13 protein-coding genes are annotated in these 16,036 nt (G+C 72.7%); 7 read left to right on the forward strand and 6 right to left on the reverse strand.

Annotation, left to right across the window (positions count from 1 at the left end; all coding sequences use genetic code 11):
* Nucleotides 1-2 precede the first annotated feature (2 nt).
* The 5 genes from WMF46_RS06115 to WMF46_RS06135 form a co-directional block, all read right to left on the reverse strand.
* Nucleotides 3-923, reverse strand: a complete 921-nt coding sequence (locus WMF46_RS06115; RefSeq protein WP_437984736.1) for a DUF4349 domain-containing protein — start codon at nucleotides 921-923, stop codon at nucleotides 3-5.
* A gap of 84 nt (nucleotides 924-1,007) precedes the next feature.
* Nucleotides 1,008-1,559, reverse strand: coding sequence for a CDP-alcohol phosphatidyltransferase family protein (locus WMF46_RS06120; RefSeq protein ID WP_437550118.1), 552 nt, complete (start codon nucleotides 1,557-1,559; stop codon nucleotides 1,008-1,010).
* 157 nt (nucleotides 1,560-1,716) lie between these two features.
* Entirely contained in the window at nucleotides 1,717-2,151 is a 435-nt protein-coding gene (locus WMF46_RS06125; protein ID WP_437984737.1) for a universal stress protein, read from the reverse strand.
* A gap of 292 nt (nucleotides 2,152-2,443) precedes the next feature.
* The gene (locus WMF46_RS06130; protein WP_437984738.1) at nucleotides 2,444-2,893 is read right to left on the reverse strand and encodes a DUF4398 domain-containing protein; all 450 of its coding nucleotides are present in this window, start codon (nucleotides 2,891-2,893) and stop codon (nucleotides 2,444-2,446) included.
* 7 nt (nucleotides 2,894-2,900) lie between these two features.
* The gene (locus tag WMF46_RS06135; RefSeq protein WP_437550124.1) at nucleotides 2,901-3,257 is read right to left on the reverse strand and encodes a DUF4398 domain-containing protein; all 357 of its coding nucleotides are present in this window, start codon (nucleotides 3,255-3,257) and stop codon (nucleotides 2,901-2,903) included.
* Nucleotides 3,258-4,074: 817 nt separating this feature from the next.
* Between WMF46_RS06135 and WMF46_RS06140 the strand changes: the two genes are divergently transcribed.
* From WMF46_RS06140 to WMF46_RS06160, 5 genes are all read left to right on the forward strand, one after another.
* Entirely contained in the window at nucleotides 4,075-4,521 is a 447-nt protein-coding gene (locus tag WMF46_RS06140; protein WP_437984739.1) for a hypothetical protein, read from the forward strand.
* A gap of 209 nt (nucleotides 4,522-4,730) precedes the next feature.
* Nucleotides 4,731-6,524 carry a serine/threonine-protein kinase gene (locus tag WMF46_RS06145; RefSeq protein ID WP_437984740.1) on the forward strand — a complete coding sequence of 598 codons (1,794 nt, stop codon included), beginning with the start codon at nucleotides 4,731-4,733 and terminating at the stop codon, nucleotides 6,522-6,524.
* A 111-nt stretch (nucleotides 6,525-6,635) separates the two neighbouring features.
* Nucleotides 6,636-7,628 (forward strand): DUF362 domain-containing protein, encoded by a 993-nt coding sequence (locus WMF46_RS06150; RefSeq protein WP_437984741.1) that lies wholly within the window; start codon nucleotides 6,636-6,638, stop codon nucleotides 7,626-7,628.
* Nucleotides 7,629-7,633: 5 nt separating this feature from the next.
* On the forward strand, nucleotides 7,634-9,550 hold the full coding sequence (locus WMF46_RS06155; protein ID WP_437984742.1) for a 4Fe-4S binding protein: 1,917 nt from the start codon (nucleotides 7,634-7,636) through the stop codon (nucleotides 9,548-9,550).
* 49 nt (nucleotides 9,551-9,599) lie between these two features.
* Complete coding sequence (locus WMF46_RS06160) at nucleotides 9,600-10,757, forward strand: hypothetical protein (RefSeq protein WP_437984743.1); 1,158 nt, start codon at nucleotides 9,600-9,602, stop codon at nucleotides 10,755-10,757.
* A gap of 55 nt (nucleotides 10,758-10,812) precedes the next feature.
* Here the strand turns inward: WMF46_RS06160 and WMF46_RS06165 are convergent, their stop codons facing one another.
* Complete coding sequence (locus tag WMF46_RS06165; protein WP_437984744.1) at nucleotides 10,813-12,459, reverse strand: ABC transporter permease; 1,647 nt, start codon at nucleotides 12,457-12,459, stop codon at nucleotides 10,813-10,815.
* 207 nt (nucleotides 12,460-12,666) lie between these two features.
* Between WMF46_RS06165 and WMF46_RS06170 the strand changes: the two genes are divergently transcribed.
* Complete coding sequence (locus WMF46_RS06170; protein ID WP_437984745.1) at nucleotides 12,667-14,565, forward strand: protein kinase domain-containing protein; 1,899 nt, start codon at nucleotides 12,667-12,669, stop codon at nucleotides 14,563-14,565.
* 52 nt (nucleotides 14,566-14,617) lie between these two features.
* A complete protein-coding gene (locus tag WMF46_RS06175) occupies nucleotides 14,618-16,000 on the forward strand; it encodes a CCA tRNA nucleotidyltransferase (RefSeq protein WP_437550139.1) in 1,383 nt (460 codons plus the stop codon).
* The last annotated feature ends 36 nt before the right edge of the window (nucleotides 16,001-16,036 follow it).

A 16,036-nucleotide genomic window follows, 5' to 3' on the forward strand; every position in this document is an offset into this window, starting at 1 on the left:
GTTCACAGGTTGAGGAGCCGCGAGAGGCCGAGCTCGTTGAGCCAGTCGATGGGGAGCCGCGGTCCCGACGGGGCGAGGGTCTCCGTCGAGCGCGGCTGGAAGGTCACGGTGAGGGTCGAGAACGCGACCCGGTCGCGCAGGAACTTGAGCCGCCCCTCGAGGCGCTCGAGCTCGCTGGAGACGCGCGCGAGCTCGCGCTCCAGCTGGATCGACTCCTCGACCTTGGCGGCCTTCTCGAGGAGCTTCTCCAGGCGATCGCGCACCGCCCGCGCGTTCCGGATGCGGATGCCGAGGTCGAGGAACTCCTCGGTCACGTCCTCGGCGACCACGTTGCGCTGGAGGATGTCGCCGAGCCCCTCCAGGCGCTTCAGCGCCTCGTCGAACCGGGCGGCGGGGACGCGGATCGTGATCGCCCGATCGTCGCGGCGGGCGAGGAAGCCGCCGAGATCCCGCGCGAGCGCCTCGACCCTGCCGAGCGATGCGCCCACCTCGAACACCGCCATCGCGATCTCCGCCGTGTAGACCAGGAGGGGCGCGCGCGCCGCGCTCACCTCGCCGGCGGCCTGGGGCGCGCCCTGCGGCGCGGCGCCGGACGAGGTCGGCGCCGGCTGCGGCGTGGTGGCGGTCGGCGCCGGCCTCGCCGCCGGGGGCTGAGCGCCGCCGGGCGCCGGCGGCGGCGCAGCCTTGGCGAAATCGGCCGCCGCCGACACCTCGGCGTCGTACGACTCCTCGCGCACCGAGCCCGAGCGCGTCGACTCGCCGGCCGTCTGCATGACTCCAGGAGGCATCCCTGCCATCGGGGCCGGCGCCGCTCCGTACGCCGGCGAGCTGGAGGCGTCGCGCGCGGCCGACGGGGCGGAGCTGCAGGCGGCAGGGCCGGCGAGCGAGGCAAGGAGAGCCCAGACGGGCAGCGTTCTTCGCATGGTTCCTCGGAGCATGGAGCCGGTGGCAGACGCTCAACGCGCCGCCTGGGCCGACCTTACACCAGGAGCGCCCCCAGGCGGCGCCTACGCCGCGCCGGGCACGCGGCGGAGCTGGCGCGCCCAGTACGAGACGCCCGCGGCTGCGCCCGCGATCGCCGACGCGGCGAGCATCGCGGGCAGCGCCGAGGGGAGCGCGATCGCGGTGAAGACCGCAGCGAACTGCACCACCGTCGCGAGCTTGCCAGGGATGTTGGCGCTCGCCGTCGACAGGCGCGCGCCCTGGAAGCGGCGGCTCACCGCGATCCAGAGCGCGAGCGGCAGCTCGAGGAGCTCGCGGGCCAGCAGCGCCGGGATGCCCCAGAGGGGGAGCGCGCCGCTCTCGAGGAGCGTGCCCACCACCGCGAGCGCGAACACCTTGTCCGCGATCGGGTCGACGATCGCCCCGGTGGGCGTCACCTGACCGGAGCGGCGGGCCAGCCAGCCGTCGAGCACGTCCGTCAGGCCTGCGCAGCAGAGGACGGCGAGGGCGAGCGCAGGCCGCGTGGCCACGATCGGGAACAGGGCCGCCAGCGGCAGCCGGGCCAGGCTCACGAGGTTCGGCGGAAGCGCGAGATCGCGCGGACACAGGGGCGACATGCGAGGAACTCCACGCGCCGCATGCGACGCAGAAGCCGGGGCCCTGACCCACGTCGAGCGCGGTCGAGCCCGCCCTAACCCAGTCGAGCGCGGCCCTGCCCGCCGCGCCCCGGCCGGCAGCCGCGCCGGCCCGCCCACCGCGAGGCGCCGCGGAGGATCAGCTGGCCACGCGCACCGTGAGCACGGGGACGTTGCTCTTCCGGATCACCTGCTCGGCGACGCTCCCGAGGAAGAGGTGCGTGAGCCCCCGGCGGCCGTGCGTGCCCATGACGATCATTGCCGCCCCCTGCTCGTCGGCGGCGGCGAGGATCTCGGTCGCAGGGTCGCCCTCGCGCAGCGCCGTCGAGAGTCCCCCTGTCTGCGCCGAGAGCTGCTGGACCGCGCGCGACGCGGCGGCGCTCACCTCGGCGTGGAACCCGGGCATCAGCGCCGGCTCGAGCCCGGGGTACGTGTAGACCGGGAGCTGGTAGACGTGCAGCAGCACGACCCGATGCCCGAGCCTCGCGCCGAGATCCCTCGCGAGCTCGATGGCCTTCATCGAGGCCGCCTCGAAGTCGACGGGCACCAGTATCACGTTCGCGCCTTCCTTCATCGCGCTCTCCTCGCACGCGGGACCGGGTGTCCCGTCGAACTTCGAACTTCGACCGACGCTGACCTCCAGGACGCCTTCGATGCTGGCGGAGGCGCGTCGCGCGCATCTTGGATCCAAAAATCGGCCACTCCCAGGAGAAACTGTTCCATGGAAGCCGCGCCGACGCCCTGGGCGGTACGCGGCGCGCGGGGGCGCTCGGGCCGATCCGCCCGGATCCCGGCGGCAGATCAGGCGTCGCGCGGGCGCGCAGCGGTGAGCGCGACGGCGCGGCAGCGCAGGAGCGCGGCCGCGATCACCTGGCGGACTGCCGGGGCCGCGTGCGCGCGCCGTCGAGCGTGACGCCGCGACCGACATCGTCGGCAGGGTCGGGCGCCGCGGGCTCAGGCTCGCCGCCGGGGCGCGCGCGCGGTGCCCCTGCGCGCTGGCTCCGCAGCGCGCGCTCGAGCGCGCTCTGGTTCGCACGCACGAGCGAGGACAGCAGCGAGCACTGCGCCCTCCGCCGCGCGACGTAGGCCGCGTCGCGCGCGATCGTCGAGCGCGGGCGCTCGCGCTCCACGCGCTCGGCGATCGCGAGCGCCTCCTCCGCCTGCCTCAGCTCGGCGATCGCGAGCGGCGAGAGCGGGTTGTCCTGCGCCTGTACGACGGCGGCGCGCGCCGTCAGCAGCTCGGGCGGCGGCGCGGCAGCGCGCGTCGCGCAGCCCGCGAGCGCGAGCGCCATGGCGAGCGGGGCTCCGGCGCGCACGCGGGCCCTACTCCTTCCCCTCGGCGAGCGCGCTCGCCTGGTCCAGCGTGCGGCCCGCTGCGTCGCGCAGCCCCGCTTCCCTCACGACGAGCGCCGCGAGCTCCGCGTCGACCTCGGCCCGCCGCAGCAGCCAGCGCGCGCCCTCCACGTCGCCCACCGAGATCCGCCGCCGCGCCCGCGCGAGCTCGCTCCTCGCCAGCGCGAGGTGCATGGCCGCGCGCCGGTCGGCGCTCGCGCCCTCCCGCTCGGCCGCGCGGATCGCCGCCCGGGAGCGGGCGAGCTCGGGCGGCGACGCCGGCGGCCTGAACGCGGCGCATCCGGCGAGCTCCAGACAGGCAATCACGAGCGCGGTTCTGGCGAGCATTTGCGTGGATTCCCGATCTCGCGGCGCCGGTGGCACCGTCGCTCCCGGCGGCGCGCCTGGGATCGCGCTGTGCATCGGGCAGGCCAGCCTGGCCGGCGCGATCCGTGCGCGCGGGCTGCTCGCTGCCCGCGGACGAGCCGGGCCGATCTGGCCCATGACCCCGAGCGCCGTGCTCCTCGCCGATGGCAGGGTCCTGGTCGTCCGCTGCTGGTCCCCATTGCGCAATGGATTGCGCTGTTGCGCATCCGATGACGGCGCCTGAGCCCCCGCATGCGACCTCTTATCGCGAGCGACGCCCCGGGATCGACAGCCCTCGTTGCAATGATCCACAAGGACCATCCGAGCGAGCCGGCTGCGATGGCCATGCGGCCGTTCGTCGAGCGGCGCCAGGGACATGGAAATGATGGGCAGGGACAGGGAACAGGCCGACTGGGACAAGCGGCAGCGTCGATCCCGAGCGGCGGTGTTCTTGCCAGGGACACGGACATCGTCGCCAGGGACACGGAGATAGCTGCCAGGGACACGGAGATAGCTGCCAGGGACACGTTGTGAAGCGCCAGGGACACCCCGGAGGTCTTCGCGTGTCCCTGGCGCCGTGTCGTCCAGGCACGGGACGTGGATCCCTGTCGCCCTGCCGCGAAGCTTCCGCATCTCGCCCACTTCATGACCCGCTCTCGGCGGCTCGTGGTGCGAGAGGGCGGGAGTCTCGGGCTCAGGTCCTTGTGGAGGGGAGTCCGAGCCAGGGCTCTCCGGAATGGATGCCCGGGATTGCGGCTCTGGACGGGGGGTCCGGCGCCGCAACCCAGGGGAGGTCGAGATGGCGAAGAAGACGAGCGATATCGAGCGGTGGTCGGACGTCGTCCAGCAGATGAGCGCCGGCAATCTCCCGGCGATCACGGTGCCCTTGCACGTGCTCTTCGGGGAGGCGGTCGATGCGGCCCACCTCGACGAGGCGCGCGCCGTGGCGGCCGAGCTGCGGAGCCGGCCGGCGCAGGCGGAGGCGATCTCCGGGCAGGCGCAGGACGCGCTGCTGCTCCGCAACAAGCTGGCGACGCTGCTCGTCGAGCGCATGGGCCTCGTCCGGAACGCGGCGCGCTTCGTGTTCCGTGGCCAGCCCGAGATCGTGCACGAGGTGACGAGCGCGTACGAGCGCCGCAAGCGCGCGGCGGCCCGGCGGGCCAAGGCGACGGCGGCCTCCTCGCCGGCAACGCCAGCGCCGGCGGCGCCTTCGCCAGCGGCGCCGGCGATGCCGCTGGAGGGCTGAGCGGCAGGCGAGGGGCCCGCCTCGCCGCGGCAAGCGATCCCGAGCGCGAGGCCGGGGCACAATCCACACACCGGCGGCGCAACGGCGCAAACGGGTGAGCCCCCCGGCGCCTCCGCCAGCCCCCCTCGAATAAACGCCCCGCGCCGGCCGTCTTCCGTCCGCCGGCTTCTTTCTCAGCGCTCGCTGCTTCCGCTAATCTGGCAATCGCTGTGCCGCCCGTCGACCCCAACCTCCGCACCACGATCGTCCACGCGTTCGCCGTCACGGTGGCGGATCCGTCCAGCCTGGTGCGCACCACGTCGCGCGGCGGGAGCGACGACCCCGCGAGGAGCAGCAGCCGCGGCCCCTCGATCCTCCCCGAGGTCGGCCAAATCGTCGGCGGGCTCTACCGCCTGGGGCGCCTGCTTGGGCAGGGCATGTTCGGCAAGGTCTACGTCGCCCAGCGGATCGACGTCCCCGAGCACCAGGTCGCCCTCAAGCTCATGCCCCGCTCGCTGTACGCGATGCGGAACGTCGAGCGAGAGCTCGTCATGCTCGCGACCGTCGGGCACCCGCACGTCGTCCAGCTGAAGGACCACGGCATGAACGCCGACTACGTGTGGCTCACCATGCCGGTCTACGAGGGCGAGACCCTCGCCCAGCGCCTCGAGCGCAGCCCCCTCGCCCTGCGCGAGGCGCACGACATCTTCCTCGCCGTCGCGCGCGGGCTCGAGGCGCTCCACGCCGCCGGGCTCCGGCACCAGGACGTCAAGCCCGACAACATCTTCCTCGCCAGGTTCGCCGGCCGCGTCCACCCCATCCTGCTCGACCTGGGCGTGGCCGCGGAGCGAGAGGCCTCCTTCTGCGCCGGTACCGCGCTCTATGCCTCTCCCGAGCAGCTCCGGGCGCTGAACGGGTTCCCCGGCGCCGTGCCGCTCTCCGAGAAGATGGACACGTACGGGCTCGCCACGACCCTGCTCTACTCGCTCGTGAACCCCAGGGACTTCCCGGGCGAGTCCGCGCAGAGCCGCACCGAGCTCGCCGAGTCGCACGACGTCCGCGCCGACAAGCCGCTCGCCGACAACGCGCTACCAGACCTCACCGGGCGCCCGCGCGAGATGTTCCAGGCCGCGCTCAGGCGATGGCTCGCGATCGATCCGAACGAGCGCCCGACGATGACCCAGCTCGCCGAGGAGCTCGACGTGCTGCTCGAGCCGGAGCGCGAGGCGGAGCGCGAGGCGGAGCGGCTGCGGATCAAGCAGAAGACGTCCTACCTGCGCGCGCGGATCGCGGCCGGCGCGATGACCCTCGTGGGCTGCGCGGTCGTGCTGCTCGGCTTCTCGAAGCGCGAGACCCTGCGGCTCGCGAACGAGCTCGAGCAGGCCCGCCAGCGGGGCGCCGAGTCGTTCGACAAGCTCGACACCTGCGTCGCCAGCCACCAGATCGCCCAGTCCGAGGCGATCGCGTGCCGCGGCGCCCGCGAGCAGGATCGCGCGGATTTCAACGCGACGCTGGCCACCCTCCAGAAGAGCGGCTCCACGTCGGAGGCCGAGCACGCCCGCGAGATCCAGGTGCTGCACGCGACCCAGGCGGCGCGCCTCAAGACCTGCGAGGACAGCGCAGCGGCCGCGCAGAAGGCGGCCATGGACGAGCGCGCGCGGCTCGCCGAGGTCGAGAAGGCGCGCGCCGCCGTCACCGCCGAGCGCGACGAGGCCAGGGCGCTCGCCGACCAGCGCTCCGCGGACCTCGCCAGCGCGGCGCAGGCGCGGGCCGCGTGCGACGCGGAGCGCGCCAGCTGTTTTGCAGAGCGCGATCGCCTGAAGGCCGACCCGTACGAGCCGGACGAGCCCGCCACCCCGCCGCCCTCGCCGCCTGCGCACGCGCCGCCCGCCGCGAGCGGCGCGCCGCCGCAGGCGCCGCAAGCGCCGCAGCCGGCGAGCACGGGCGCTTCCCCCGCCGCAGGCGCTCCGGCGACGCCAGCGGCCCCAGCGGCCCCGGCGCCGTCCACTGCGGCTCCTCCTTGAGCGCCGTTGCTGGAAGCGCCGGGAGGCGGCGCACGTTGGTTCCGCCAGGCCACCTCTGCTTGTGGCGACCGCCCGGGGAGGCTATCCGTAGGTCCAGGGAAGGCGAGGGCCATGGGTGACATTTCTCGACGTGAAATGCTGCGTCGGCTGAGCGCGGCGGGCCTCGTCCTCGGGGGCGCGGGGGGGCTCGCGGCGGCCCGGTGGGACCGCGGCGGCAGCGTCGCCGCCGCCGCCGAGCGCCAGCAGACGCGGGACTATCGGCTCCGCGACGCGCCCGACGGGCTGCCGGAGCTCGTCGTCGCCCGCGCCGGCGTCGAGGCGCTCGCAGGGGGCGCCCCGGACCCGGCCGCCCTGGTCCGGAAGGCGGTCGACGCGCTCGGCGGGATGCGCCGCTTCATCTCGCGCGGCGACGTCGTGGTCGTGAAGCCGAACATCGGCTGGGATCGCACGCCGATCCACGCGGCCAACACGAACCCCAAGGTCGTGGCCGAGGTGGTGCGCCTCGCCTACGACGCCGGCGCCAAGACCGTCATCGTGACGGACGCCTCGTGCAACGAGCCGAACCGCTGCTTCCAGCGCTCCGGCATCTGGAAGGCCGCCTACGACGTCGGCGGGGAGGTCGTCATCCCCGCGGCGCACCGCTTCCGCGGCATGCGCCTGAAGGGCGAGGTGCTCGACGACTGGCCCGTCTACACGCCGCTCGTCAACGCGGACAAGGTCATCAACGTCCCCATCGCGAAGCACCACAACCTGTCCAAGTACACCGGCGCGATGAAGAACTGGTACGGGGCGCTCGGCGGCCGTCGCAACCGCCTCCACCAGAACATCGACGTGTCGATCGCCGATCTCGCGACGTTCATCCAGCCCACGCTCACCATCGTGGACGCCGTCCGCGTCCTCATGCGCAACGGGCCGCAGGGCGGGAACGTCGCCGACGCGAAGGACATGCACACCGTGATCGCGACGATCGACCAGGTCGCCGCCGACGCGTACGGCTGCCAGCTCATCGGCCGCAAGCCGGAGGAGATCCCGTACCTGAAGATGGGCCACGAGCGTGGCCTGGGCACGATGCACTGGCAGAACCTGCGGCTCGCCGAGGTCTAGTACTCATGGCAAACCTCGATCCGACGCCGGCCGCGCCGGCGCACCATGAACCCGCGGCAGGAGCGGCCGTGGCGCCCGCGAAGGCGAGCGCGGCGCCGCCCGCCGCGCCGAGCGCGACGCCGCCTGCCGCCTCCGCGAAGGAGGCCCCCTGGGGCGCGCTGTTGCGCACGTTGCGCAAGGCCGGCGCGATCGTCCGGCCCGCCCCGAAGCGCCGGTCCGGCTCGGGGCTGCCGGCGCGCAAGGTGATCCAGGTGCTCGTCTGGGTGCGCCGCGCCGTGCAGGCCGGCTGCCTCGGGCTGTTCCTCTACTTCCTGTTCCAGACGGGCTTTCGCGGCTCGTTCGCCTCCGCCGAGGCGCGCGTGCGCCTGCCGCTCCCCGTCGAGGGCTTCCTCCTCGCCGACCCGTTCGTCGGCGCGATGACCCTGCTCTCGACGCACACCGTCTACCGCGGCCTGCTCTGGTCGCTCGGGATCCTCGCGCTGACGCTCGTCTTCGGGCGCGTGTTCTGCGGCTGGATCTGCCCCTTCGGCACCCTCCACCATTTCTTCGGGTGGATCTTCCCGTCGCGCTACGGCAAGGGCGGCAAGCGCGTCGAGGCGAACAAGACGTACACGCGGCAGCGGGTGAAGTACTACCTGATGTACGCCTTCCTCGCGGCGAGCGCGACCGGCAGCGTGATCGGCGGGCTGTTCGATCCGATCTGCGTGGCGGTCCGGGCCATCGGCCTCGCCGTCATCCCGGCCGCGCAGTACGTCGCCGCCGTGGTGACCGGCTCCGCGGCCACGACCGGGAGCCGGCCGGTGCAGCTCGCCGCGGATCACGCGCAGGATTTCCTGGCCGCGAGCGTGTGGCAGACGAAGCAGTTCTACTTCCACCACACGTGGTTCGTCGGGATCCTGTTCGTCGCGATCCTCTTCATGAACCGGTTCATCCCGCGGTTCTGGTGCCGCGTGCTCTGCCCGCTCGGCGCGTTCCTCGGCGTGTTCGCGCGCTTCGCGCTCTTCGGGATGCAGAAGGATCACGCGAAGTGCACCGACTGCAACCTGTGCCTCGTGCACTGCCAGGGCGCCGACTCGCCCCAGGGCGGGGTGAAGTGGCGGCAGGACGAGTGCCACATGTGCCTCAACTGCGAGAGCGCCTGCCCCGAGGACGTCATCAAGTTCCGCTTCCTGCCGAACCGGAAGAGCGCCCTCGTGACGCCCGACACGGGCCGCCGCACCGCCCTCGCGACCGCCGCCGCCGGCGCGGTGATCATCCCGACGGCGCGCATCGCCGACGTGCTCGACGCGAACTACGACCACCGCGTGATCCGGCCGCCGGGCTCGGTCGAGGAGCGCGAGTTCCTGGAGCGCTGCATCCGGTGCGCGGAGTGCATGAAGGTCTGCCCCAACAACGCGATCCACCCCGCGTTCTTCGAGGCGGGCATCGAGGGGCTCTGGACGCCGATCGTCATCCCGCGCATCGGGTATTGCGAGCACTCCTGCGTCCTCTGCGGCGACGTCTGCCCGACCGGCGCGATCCAGAAGATCACCGAGGAGCAGAAGATGGGCATCGGCCAGAAGCCGATCTCGATCGGCACCGCGTTCTACGATCAGGGGCGCTGCCTGCCGTGGTCGATGAGCGTGCCGTGCATCGTCTGCGAGGAGTTCTGCCCGACGTCGCCCAAGGCGATCTGGGTCGAGGAGGTCGACATCCCGAAGCGCGAGCCGGTGGCGGCCGAGCACGGCAAGGAGCCGCCGATGAAGATGGTCCACGTGCAGCGTCCGCACGTCGATCCGTCGCTGTGCATCGGCTGCGGCGCGTGCGAGAAGGTGTGTCCGGTGCAGGACAAGCCCGCGGTCTACGTGACCAGCGTCGGCGAGACCCGCTCGAAGACGAACGTCATCCTTCTCGAGGACACGGACTACAACAAGGCGTCTTGACCGCGCACGCCGGCTCCGCGCGGCGGGACCACGACAGGAGGCAGCTCGGGTGCGCACGCTTCGCTTCTACGGAACCTTCTCGCTCGCCGCGCAGCTGGCGCTCGCGGCGCTCGCCGGCTGCGGCGAGCGGTTCACGGCGGCCGGCGCGAGCGCCACGTCCACGTCATCGAGCGGCGGCGAGGGCGGCGCCGGCGGCGACGGGGGCGGGGGCAGCGGGGGAGGCGGGGGAGGCGGGGGCTCGGCCTCGTCGTCCGCCGCGTCGGGCGGGGGCGGCGAGGGCGGCTGCGGCGCGTGCAAGGACGGGGAGTTCTGCACGGCCAGCGAGACGTGCGTTTCCTGCGCGGCCCGCGGCGGCGTGCTGTCGTTCGGCGCGCTCTCGGAGGTCGAGGTGGCGGGGGCGATGCCCGCGTTCCCGCGCGTGCGCGCGGAGACCGGAGAGGGCGAGGCGACGCTCCGGCTCGTCTACACGGCGAAGTTCGGATCGGACGACACGAAGATCGCCACGGCCACCGGGCGGCCCTGGACGGCCGGCGAGGTCGTCTCCAGCTTCCTCGTCGACGCCGAAGGCCAGGAGTCGGGCCCGCTCCTCCTGCCCCTGGACGCGCCCTCGCCGCATGACGGCTTCCCTGCGGGCTCGTTGCTCTTCGACCGCCTCCCCGCCGCGCCGGGCAGCCTCCCGCTGCTGCTCGTCGCGGATGGGCTGGGCGCGACCCAGGCGGACGCGCTCCCCGCGCTCAACCCGGATGGGGGGAGCCGCTCGGTGGCGGTCGCCCACGGGCAGCGGCCCTCCTACCGGTACTGGTTCATGAACACGCACCAGGACGGCGGCGGGAACACGAGCCGGCTCGTCACGAAGCGCGCAGAGGACGCGGAGGTGCAGGTGCTCGACATCCACCTGCCAGGCGACTGCCCCGCGCAGGGAGACGACCTCGCTCCGTGGGTGACGCCCGACGGCCGCCTGCTCTTCTTCCAGGCGCCCTACAGCGCGCGCGGCGAGTGCGAGGAGGCGTCGGTGCTGCGGAGCTTCTACGTGGCGCTCGGGGACGACGGGCTGCCCGTGGACGATCAGCCGGCGAGGATGCTGCTGCCCAACCTGGACCCGAGCGTCGCCGTCATGACGCCGTCGCTGTCCCCGGACGAGTGCACGCTCTACCTGGCGTCCGACAAAAACGGGCAGCAGAAGCTCTACGCCGCCTCCCGGCGGTAGGCGGCGCGGCGAGCAGGCCCACCTCGGGCCTGCAGCCGCGCGGGCAGGCAGGGGCTCACTGCGCGCGGAAGCCCTCGGCGGGGCGGAGGCGCGCGGCGTAGAGGCTGGGCACGATCGTGGCGGCGAGGCAGATGAGGATGGCGATGCAGCCCGTGATGATGAACTCCTGCGGGCGCGCCTGGACGGGGAGGCGGGAGATGAAATAGACCTTCGGGTCGAGCGGGAAGCCGTAAACCAGGAGCCCCTTGCACACCGCCACGCCGAGCAAGAGGCCCAGCGTGGTGCCCGCGACGCCGATGATCCCGCCCTGGTAGAGGAAGATGCGCAGGACGGCGCCGTCCGTCGCGCCCATCGCCTTGAGGACCGCGATCTCCTTCTTCTTGTCGAGCACCACCATGATCAGCGTCGCGATCACCGTGAACGCGGCGACCACGATGATGAGCGCCAGCACCGCGCTCATGCCGATCTGCTGGATGCGCAGCGCCGTGAAGAGCCCGTGGTTCAGCTCCTCCCAGTCCATCGTGTAATAGAGCCCGCTGCCGAGGAGCTTGCTGATCTCGCGCGCGATGCCGCTCGCGCTGTCGATGTCGTCGACCTTCATCTCGACGCCGGTCACCGTGTCGCCCTGGTCGTAGAACGCCTGCGTCTCGTAGAGATCGGCGTACGCCAGCTTGGTGTCGTACTGCTCGAAGCCGGCCTCGAAGATCGCGATGACCCGGAATCGCTTGGCGACCGGCGGCTTGATGGCGCCGTTCGCGAACGAGAAGCCGATCGTGGGCGAGGTGACAGTGACGCACTGGCCGAGGTCGAGCGACAGGTTCTTCGCCAGCGCGGCGCCGATCACAATGCCCGGCATCCTGGCGATCTGCTCCTTGTCGGCGCAGGGGTCCGGATCGACCTCGGGCGGCAGCTCGTCGTCCTCCGGGAGAACGCTGCCATAGCCGCCCTGCGGCTCGATCGCGCCCCGCGGGGCGCCCTCGCCGAGCGCGACCTCCGCCTCCTCGGCCCCGGCGCCGGGCGCGCCTTCCGCCTCGGCCGCGCGCGGCGTCGGGGGCGCGAGCGCGGCGTCGCGCGCGGCCGCGGCGCGCTCGTCCTCGAGGATCCGGGCCTCGTAGGCCTTCAGCAGATCGATCTCGGCGCCCGCGTCCGGCGCGAGCGCGGCCGAGGCTGACGGCGCGCCAGCGTCCGGCTCGAGGAGGGGGACCTCGGGCAACGACGGCACGGCGCGCTCGGCGGGCTTCGAGCCAGGGCGCCGCAGCCCGGCGAGATCGCCGCCCGGGAGGATGTGACGGGGCAGGTCGAGCACGGCCGTGGAGGCGCCCTCGGCCCCCACGCCGAGGCTCCTGGCCGGGTCGACCCCCTTGACCAGGACGCCTGTCGCCGTCGCGTCGCCGTGCGTCAGCATCATGGGGTTGATGCTGAACGGCGCGACGCCGACGACGCCGGGAACCTTGGAGACCTGCTCCATGATCGAGCGGTACTCACGGAAGTCCGTCGAGTACTTGATCACCAGGACGTGCGCGTTGACGCCCAGGACCTTCTCGCGGAACTCCGCCTGAAAGCCCCCGGTCACGCTCATCACGGTCGCGAGCGCCGCGACCCCGAGCGCGACCCCGAGGATCGCGAACGTGGTGCCGACCGAGATGAACGCCCGCTTCTTGGAGCCGAGATATCGCAGCGCGACCTCGATAGGGTAGCTCATCGCGGTGCCCTCCTAGCAGAACGCGGCGCGCGCGGCACGCTGGGCCGCCATCGTCGGCGGCGGGTCGACACGCCGTCGACGCGCGCTCGCCGCGCCCTTTCGCGCGCGGGGTCCGCATGATCTCGCTTCCCGGACCGAACGCCTGCTAGAATCCAACCCTGTCGCAGCTGCCGGCATGTGGCGTGCACTTCTGCCCGCGAGCCTTTCATGAGCGCCACCAAAAACGAGCACCACACCGCGCGCAGCAGGGTCTTCAACGCCGAGGAAGGCGCGCTCGAGGAGCCGCCCCCGTCACGCCCCAAGAGCGCGGCGGGCGGTCCCCGCTCGTCCGGTGTCGCGGCCGCGTTCGCGCCGTCCTCCATCGAACCGAGCGGCGCCGACGACGACGTGCCGGTGGAGGTCGAGCTCCGCCCTTCGTCGAGGCCCTCCAGGGCAGGGTGGGTCGAGGGGCCCGCGAGCGAGGTGCCGCCGAGCTTCCGGGCGCCGCCGCCGCTGCGCCAGATGGCCCCGCGGTTCGGGCGGCAGAGCGAGCCCGACAATGACGAGATCGGCGGGCGAACGAGCCCGGTGCCGATCAGCGAGGGGGAGCCTTCCCTGGAGATCCCGCCGCCGGACGAGGTCGAGCCGCGGGAGCGGCGGCCGCCGGGCGCCAAGGACCCTTACATCGGGACGACCTTCGATCACCGGTACAAGATCGAGCGGCTGCTCGGCGAGGGCGGGATGGGGTTCGTCTACCTCGCCCGCCACAAGGTCATCGACAAGCGCGTCGCGGTGAAGGTGCTCCGCGCGGAGCTCGCCAGGGACCGCGAGATCTTCGAGCGCTTCGTGCAGGAGGCCCGCTCCGCGTCGAGCATCGGCAACCCGCACATCGTGGACATCTCCGATTTCGGCGACCTGCCGGACGGCTCCACGTACTTCGTCATGGAGTACCTCGAAGGCGTGAGCCTGGCGCAGCTCATCGACTCGCCGAACGAGCTGCCGACGGAGCGCATCTGTCACATCGCGCTGCAGCTGTCCGCGGGGCTCGCCGCCGCGCACGACGCCGGCATCATCCACCGCGATCTCAAGCCGGACAACGTCTTCGTGGTCGCCCGCGGCAGCGATCCGAACTTCGTGAAGATCCTCGACTTCGGGATCGCGAAGGTGTCGACGAGCACGACGACCAAGCTGACGCGCGCCGGCGCGGTGTTCGGGACGCCGCACTACATGTCCCCGGAGCAGGCCGCGGGGGCGCCCATCGATCACCGGACCGACATCTACTCGCTCGGCGTGATGCTCTACGAGCTCGTGAGCCGCCAGCTCCCGTTCAACGCCGACAACTTCATGGGGATCCTGACGCAGCACATGTACAAGGCGCCGGTCCCCATCCGCGCGCTCGTCGGCGGCCCCGACTGCCCGCCCGGGCTCGAGGCGGTGATCCTGAAGTGCCTCTCCAAGAAGCCGGAGTCGCGCTATCAGAGCATGAGCGATCTCCACGCCGACCTCGATCAGGTGAAGTGCGGGGGCGTGCCGGGCGCGGTCGCGGAGATGATGGCGCGCTCGGGCGGCTTCAACGTGCCGCACGATTACTTCAAGACCTCAAAGGTGATCGTCCCCGCGACGCCGCCGTCGCCCCCGCGCTCGCCTTGGCCCCGCTACGTGTGGGTCGCCGGGGCGGCGGCCGCGGTGGGGATCGTGACGGCGATCTTCGTCATCGGCGCGAGCGGGTCGGCCAGGGACAACGCGCAGAAGGCGCAGAAGCCGCCGGTCGAGGCGCCCGCCAAGCCGGCGCCCCCCGAGCCGCCGCCGGTCCAGAAGATGGTGGTGGCGCTGGCCGCGGTGCCGGAGACGGCGGTCGGCTACCGCAACGGCGTGGAGCTGAAGCTGCCGGCGAGCATCGACGTGGAGCGGGGGCAGACGGTCACGATCGACATCCGGGCCGAGGGGTACCAGCCCAGCACGGTGGTGCTCGACGGCACCGAGCCGAGCAAGCTCGTGAAGCTCGAGGCCGACGAGAAGAGCGGTCCGAAGGCGAGGCCCGGGACGGGACGGCCGCCGGCGGTGCCGACGACCCGGACCCCCAAGAACCCGGATGTCCGGGACCCCTGGGCTCACCCGAAGAAGTGAGCGTGCGCTCGGCGGGGGCCCTGCTCGCCGTGCCCCGTGATAAGCCGCAGGCGTGACCCGGATCGATCACCTCATCGAGGCCGTCCCCGAGGACGTGCTCGGCATCTGTCGCCGCCTCCGCGAGCGCGGCAAGCGCGGCTGGATCGTGGGCGGCTGCGTGCGCGACCTGCTCCGCGGGCAGGACGCGAAGGACTGGGACGTCGCGACCGACGCGCGGCCGGAAGAGGTCGTGGCCGCGTTCCGGAAGGTGATCCCGACCGGGATCCAGCACGGGACGGTGACCGTCCTCGTGCGTGGCGTGCCGTACGAGGTCACGACCCTGCGCGGCGACGGGACCTACAGCGACGGCAGGCGGCCGGACCGCGTCGAGTTCGTGGACGACATCACCGCCGATCTCGCGCGGCGGGACTTCACCATGAACGCCATCGCCATCGATCCGGTGGACGGGCACCTCATCGATCCGTTCGGCGGGAGGAGCGATCTCGAGGCGAAGGTCATCCGCGCGGTCGGGGATCCGGGCGAGCGGTTCGCCGAGGACGGGCTGCGGGTGCTGCGCGCGGCGCGCTTCGCCGCGACGCTGGAGGGCACGCTGGACCCCGAGACCGAGCGCGCGATGGGCACCGCGCGGTCGCACCAGACGTTCCGCTGCGTGAGCGCGGAGCGGGTGCGCGACGAGTGGCTGAAGGCGATGCGCGCGCGCCGCCCGAGCGTGGCGTTCGAGATCATGCGCCGGACGGAGCTGCTGGCGATCACCTGCCCGGAGATGATCGAGTCGGTCGGGTGCGAGCAGAACCGATGGCACGCCTACGACGTGTGGGGGCACGCGATGGCCTGCCTCGACGCGTGCAAGCCCGAGCCGATCCTCCGCGTGGCGGCGCTGATGCACGACATCGGGAAGCCGAGGACGCGTGAGTTCTCCGACAAGACGAAGGACTACACGTTCTACGAGCACGAGCGGGTCGGGGCCGAGATGGCCGACCCGATCCTCACGCGGCTCCGCTTCTCGAACGACGAGCGCGCGCGGATCGTGGCGCTCATCCGACACCACCTGATCTGCTACGACGACACCTGGACGGACGCCGCGGTGCGCCGCTGGCTCCGCCGGGTGACCCCGGCGCTGGCGCCGGATCTCTACGAGATCGGCTTCGCCGACGCGCTCGGCAAGGGGCGCGAGGCGACCGAGGACATCGCCACGATTGGGCGGCTCCGGGAGCGCGTGGACGCGCTGCTCGCCGCGGGCGCGGCGCTCTCCGCCAAGGATCTCGCCGTGAACGGCAATCGATTGATGAAGGAGCTCGGCATTCCGCCGAGCCGGCTCGTCGGCGAGCTCCTGGAGCGCCTCGTCGAGCTCGTCACCGAAGAGCCCGAGGCGAACACGCCCGAGCGCCTGCTCGCGGCGGCGCGCGAACTCGTCGCCTCGAAGAGCGCAGTCTAGCCCCTCCCCATCGCAAAGTTGCGACTCCCGCCGCCG

The sequence above is a fragment of the Sorangium sp. So ce117 genome (genome assembly GCF_051524395.1).
Taxonomy (GTDB): domain Bacteria; phylum Myxococcota_A; class Polyangia; order Polyangiales; family Polyangiaceae; genus Sorangium; species Sorangium cellulosum_B.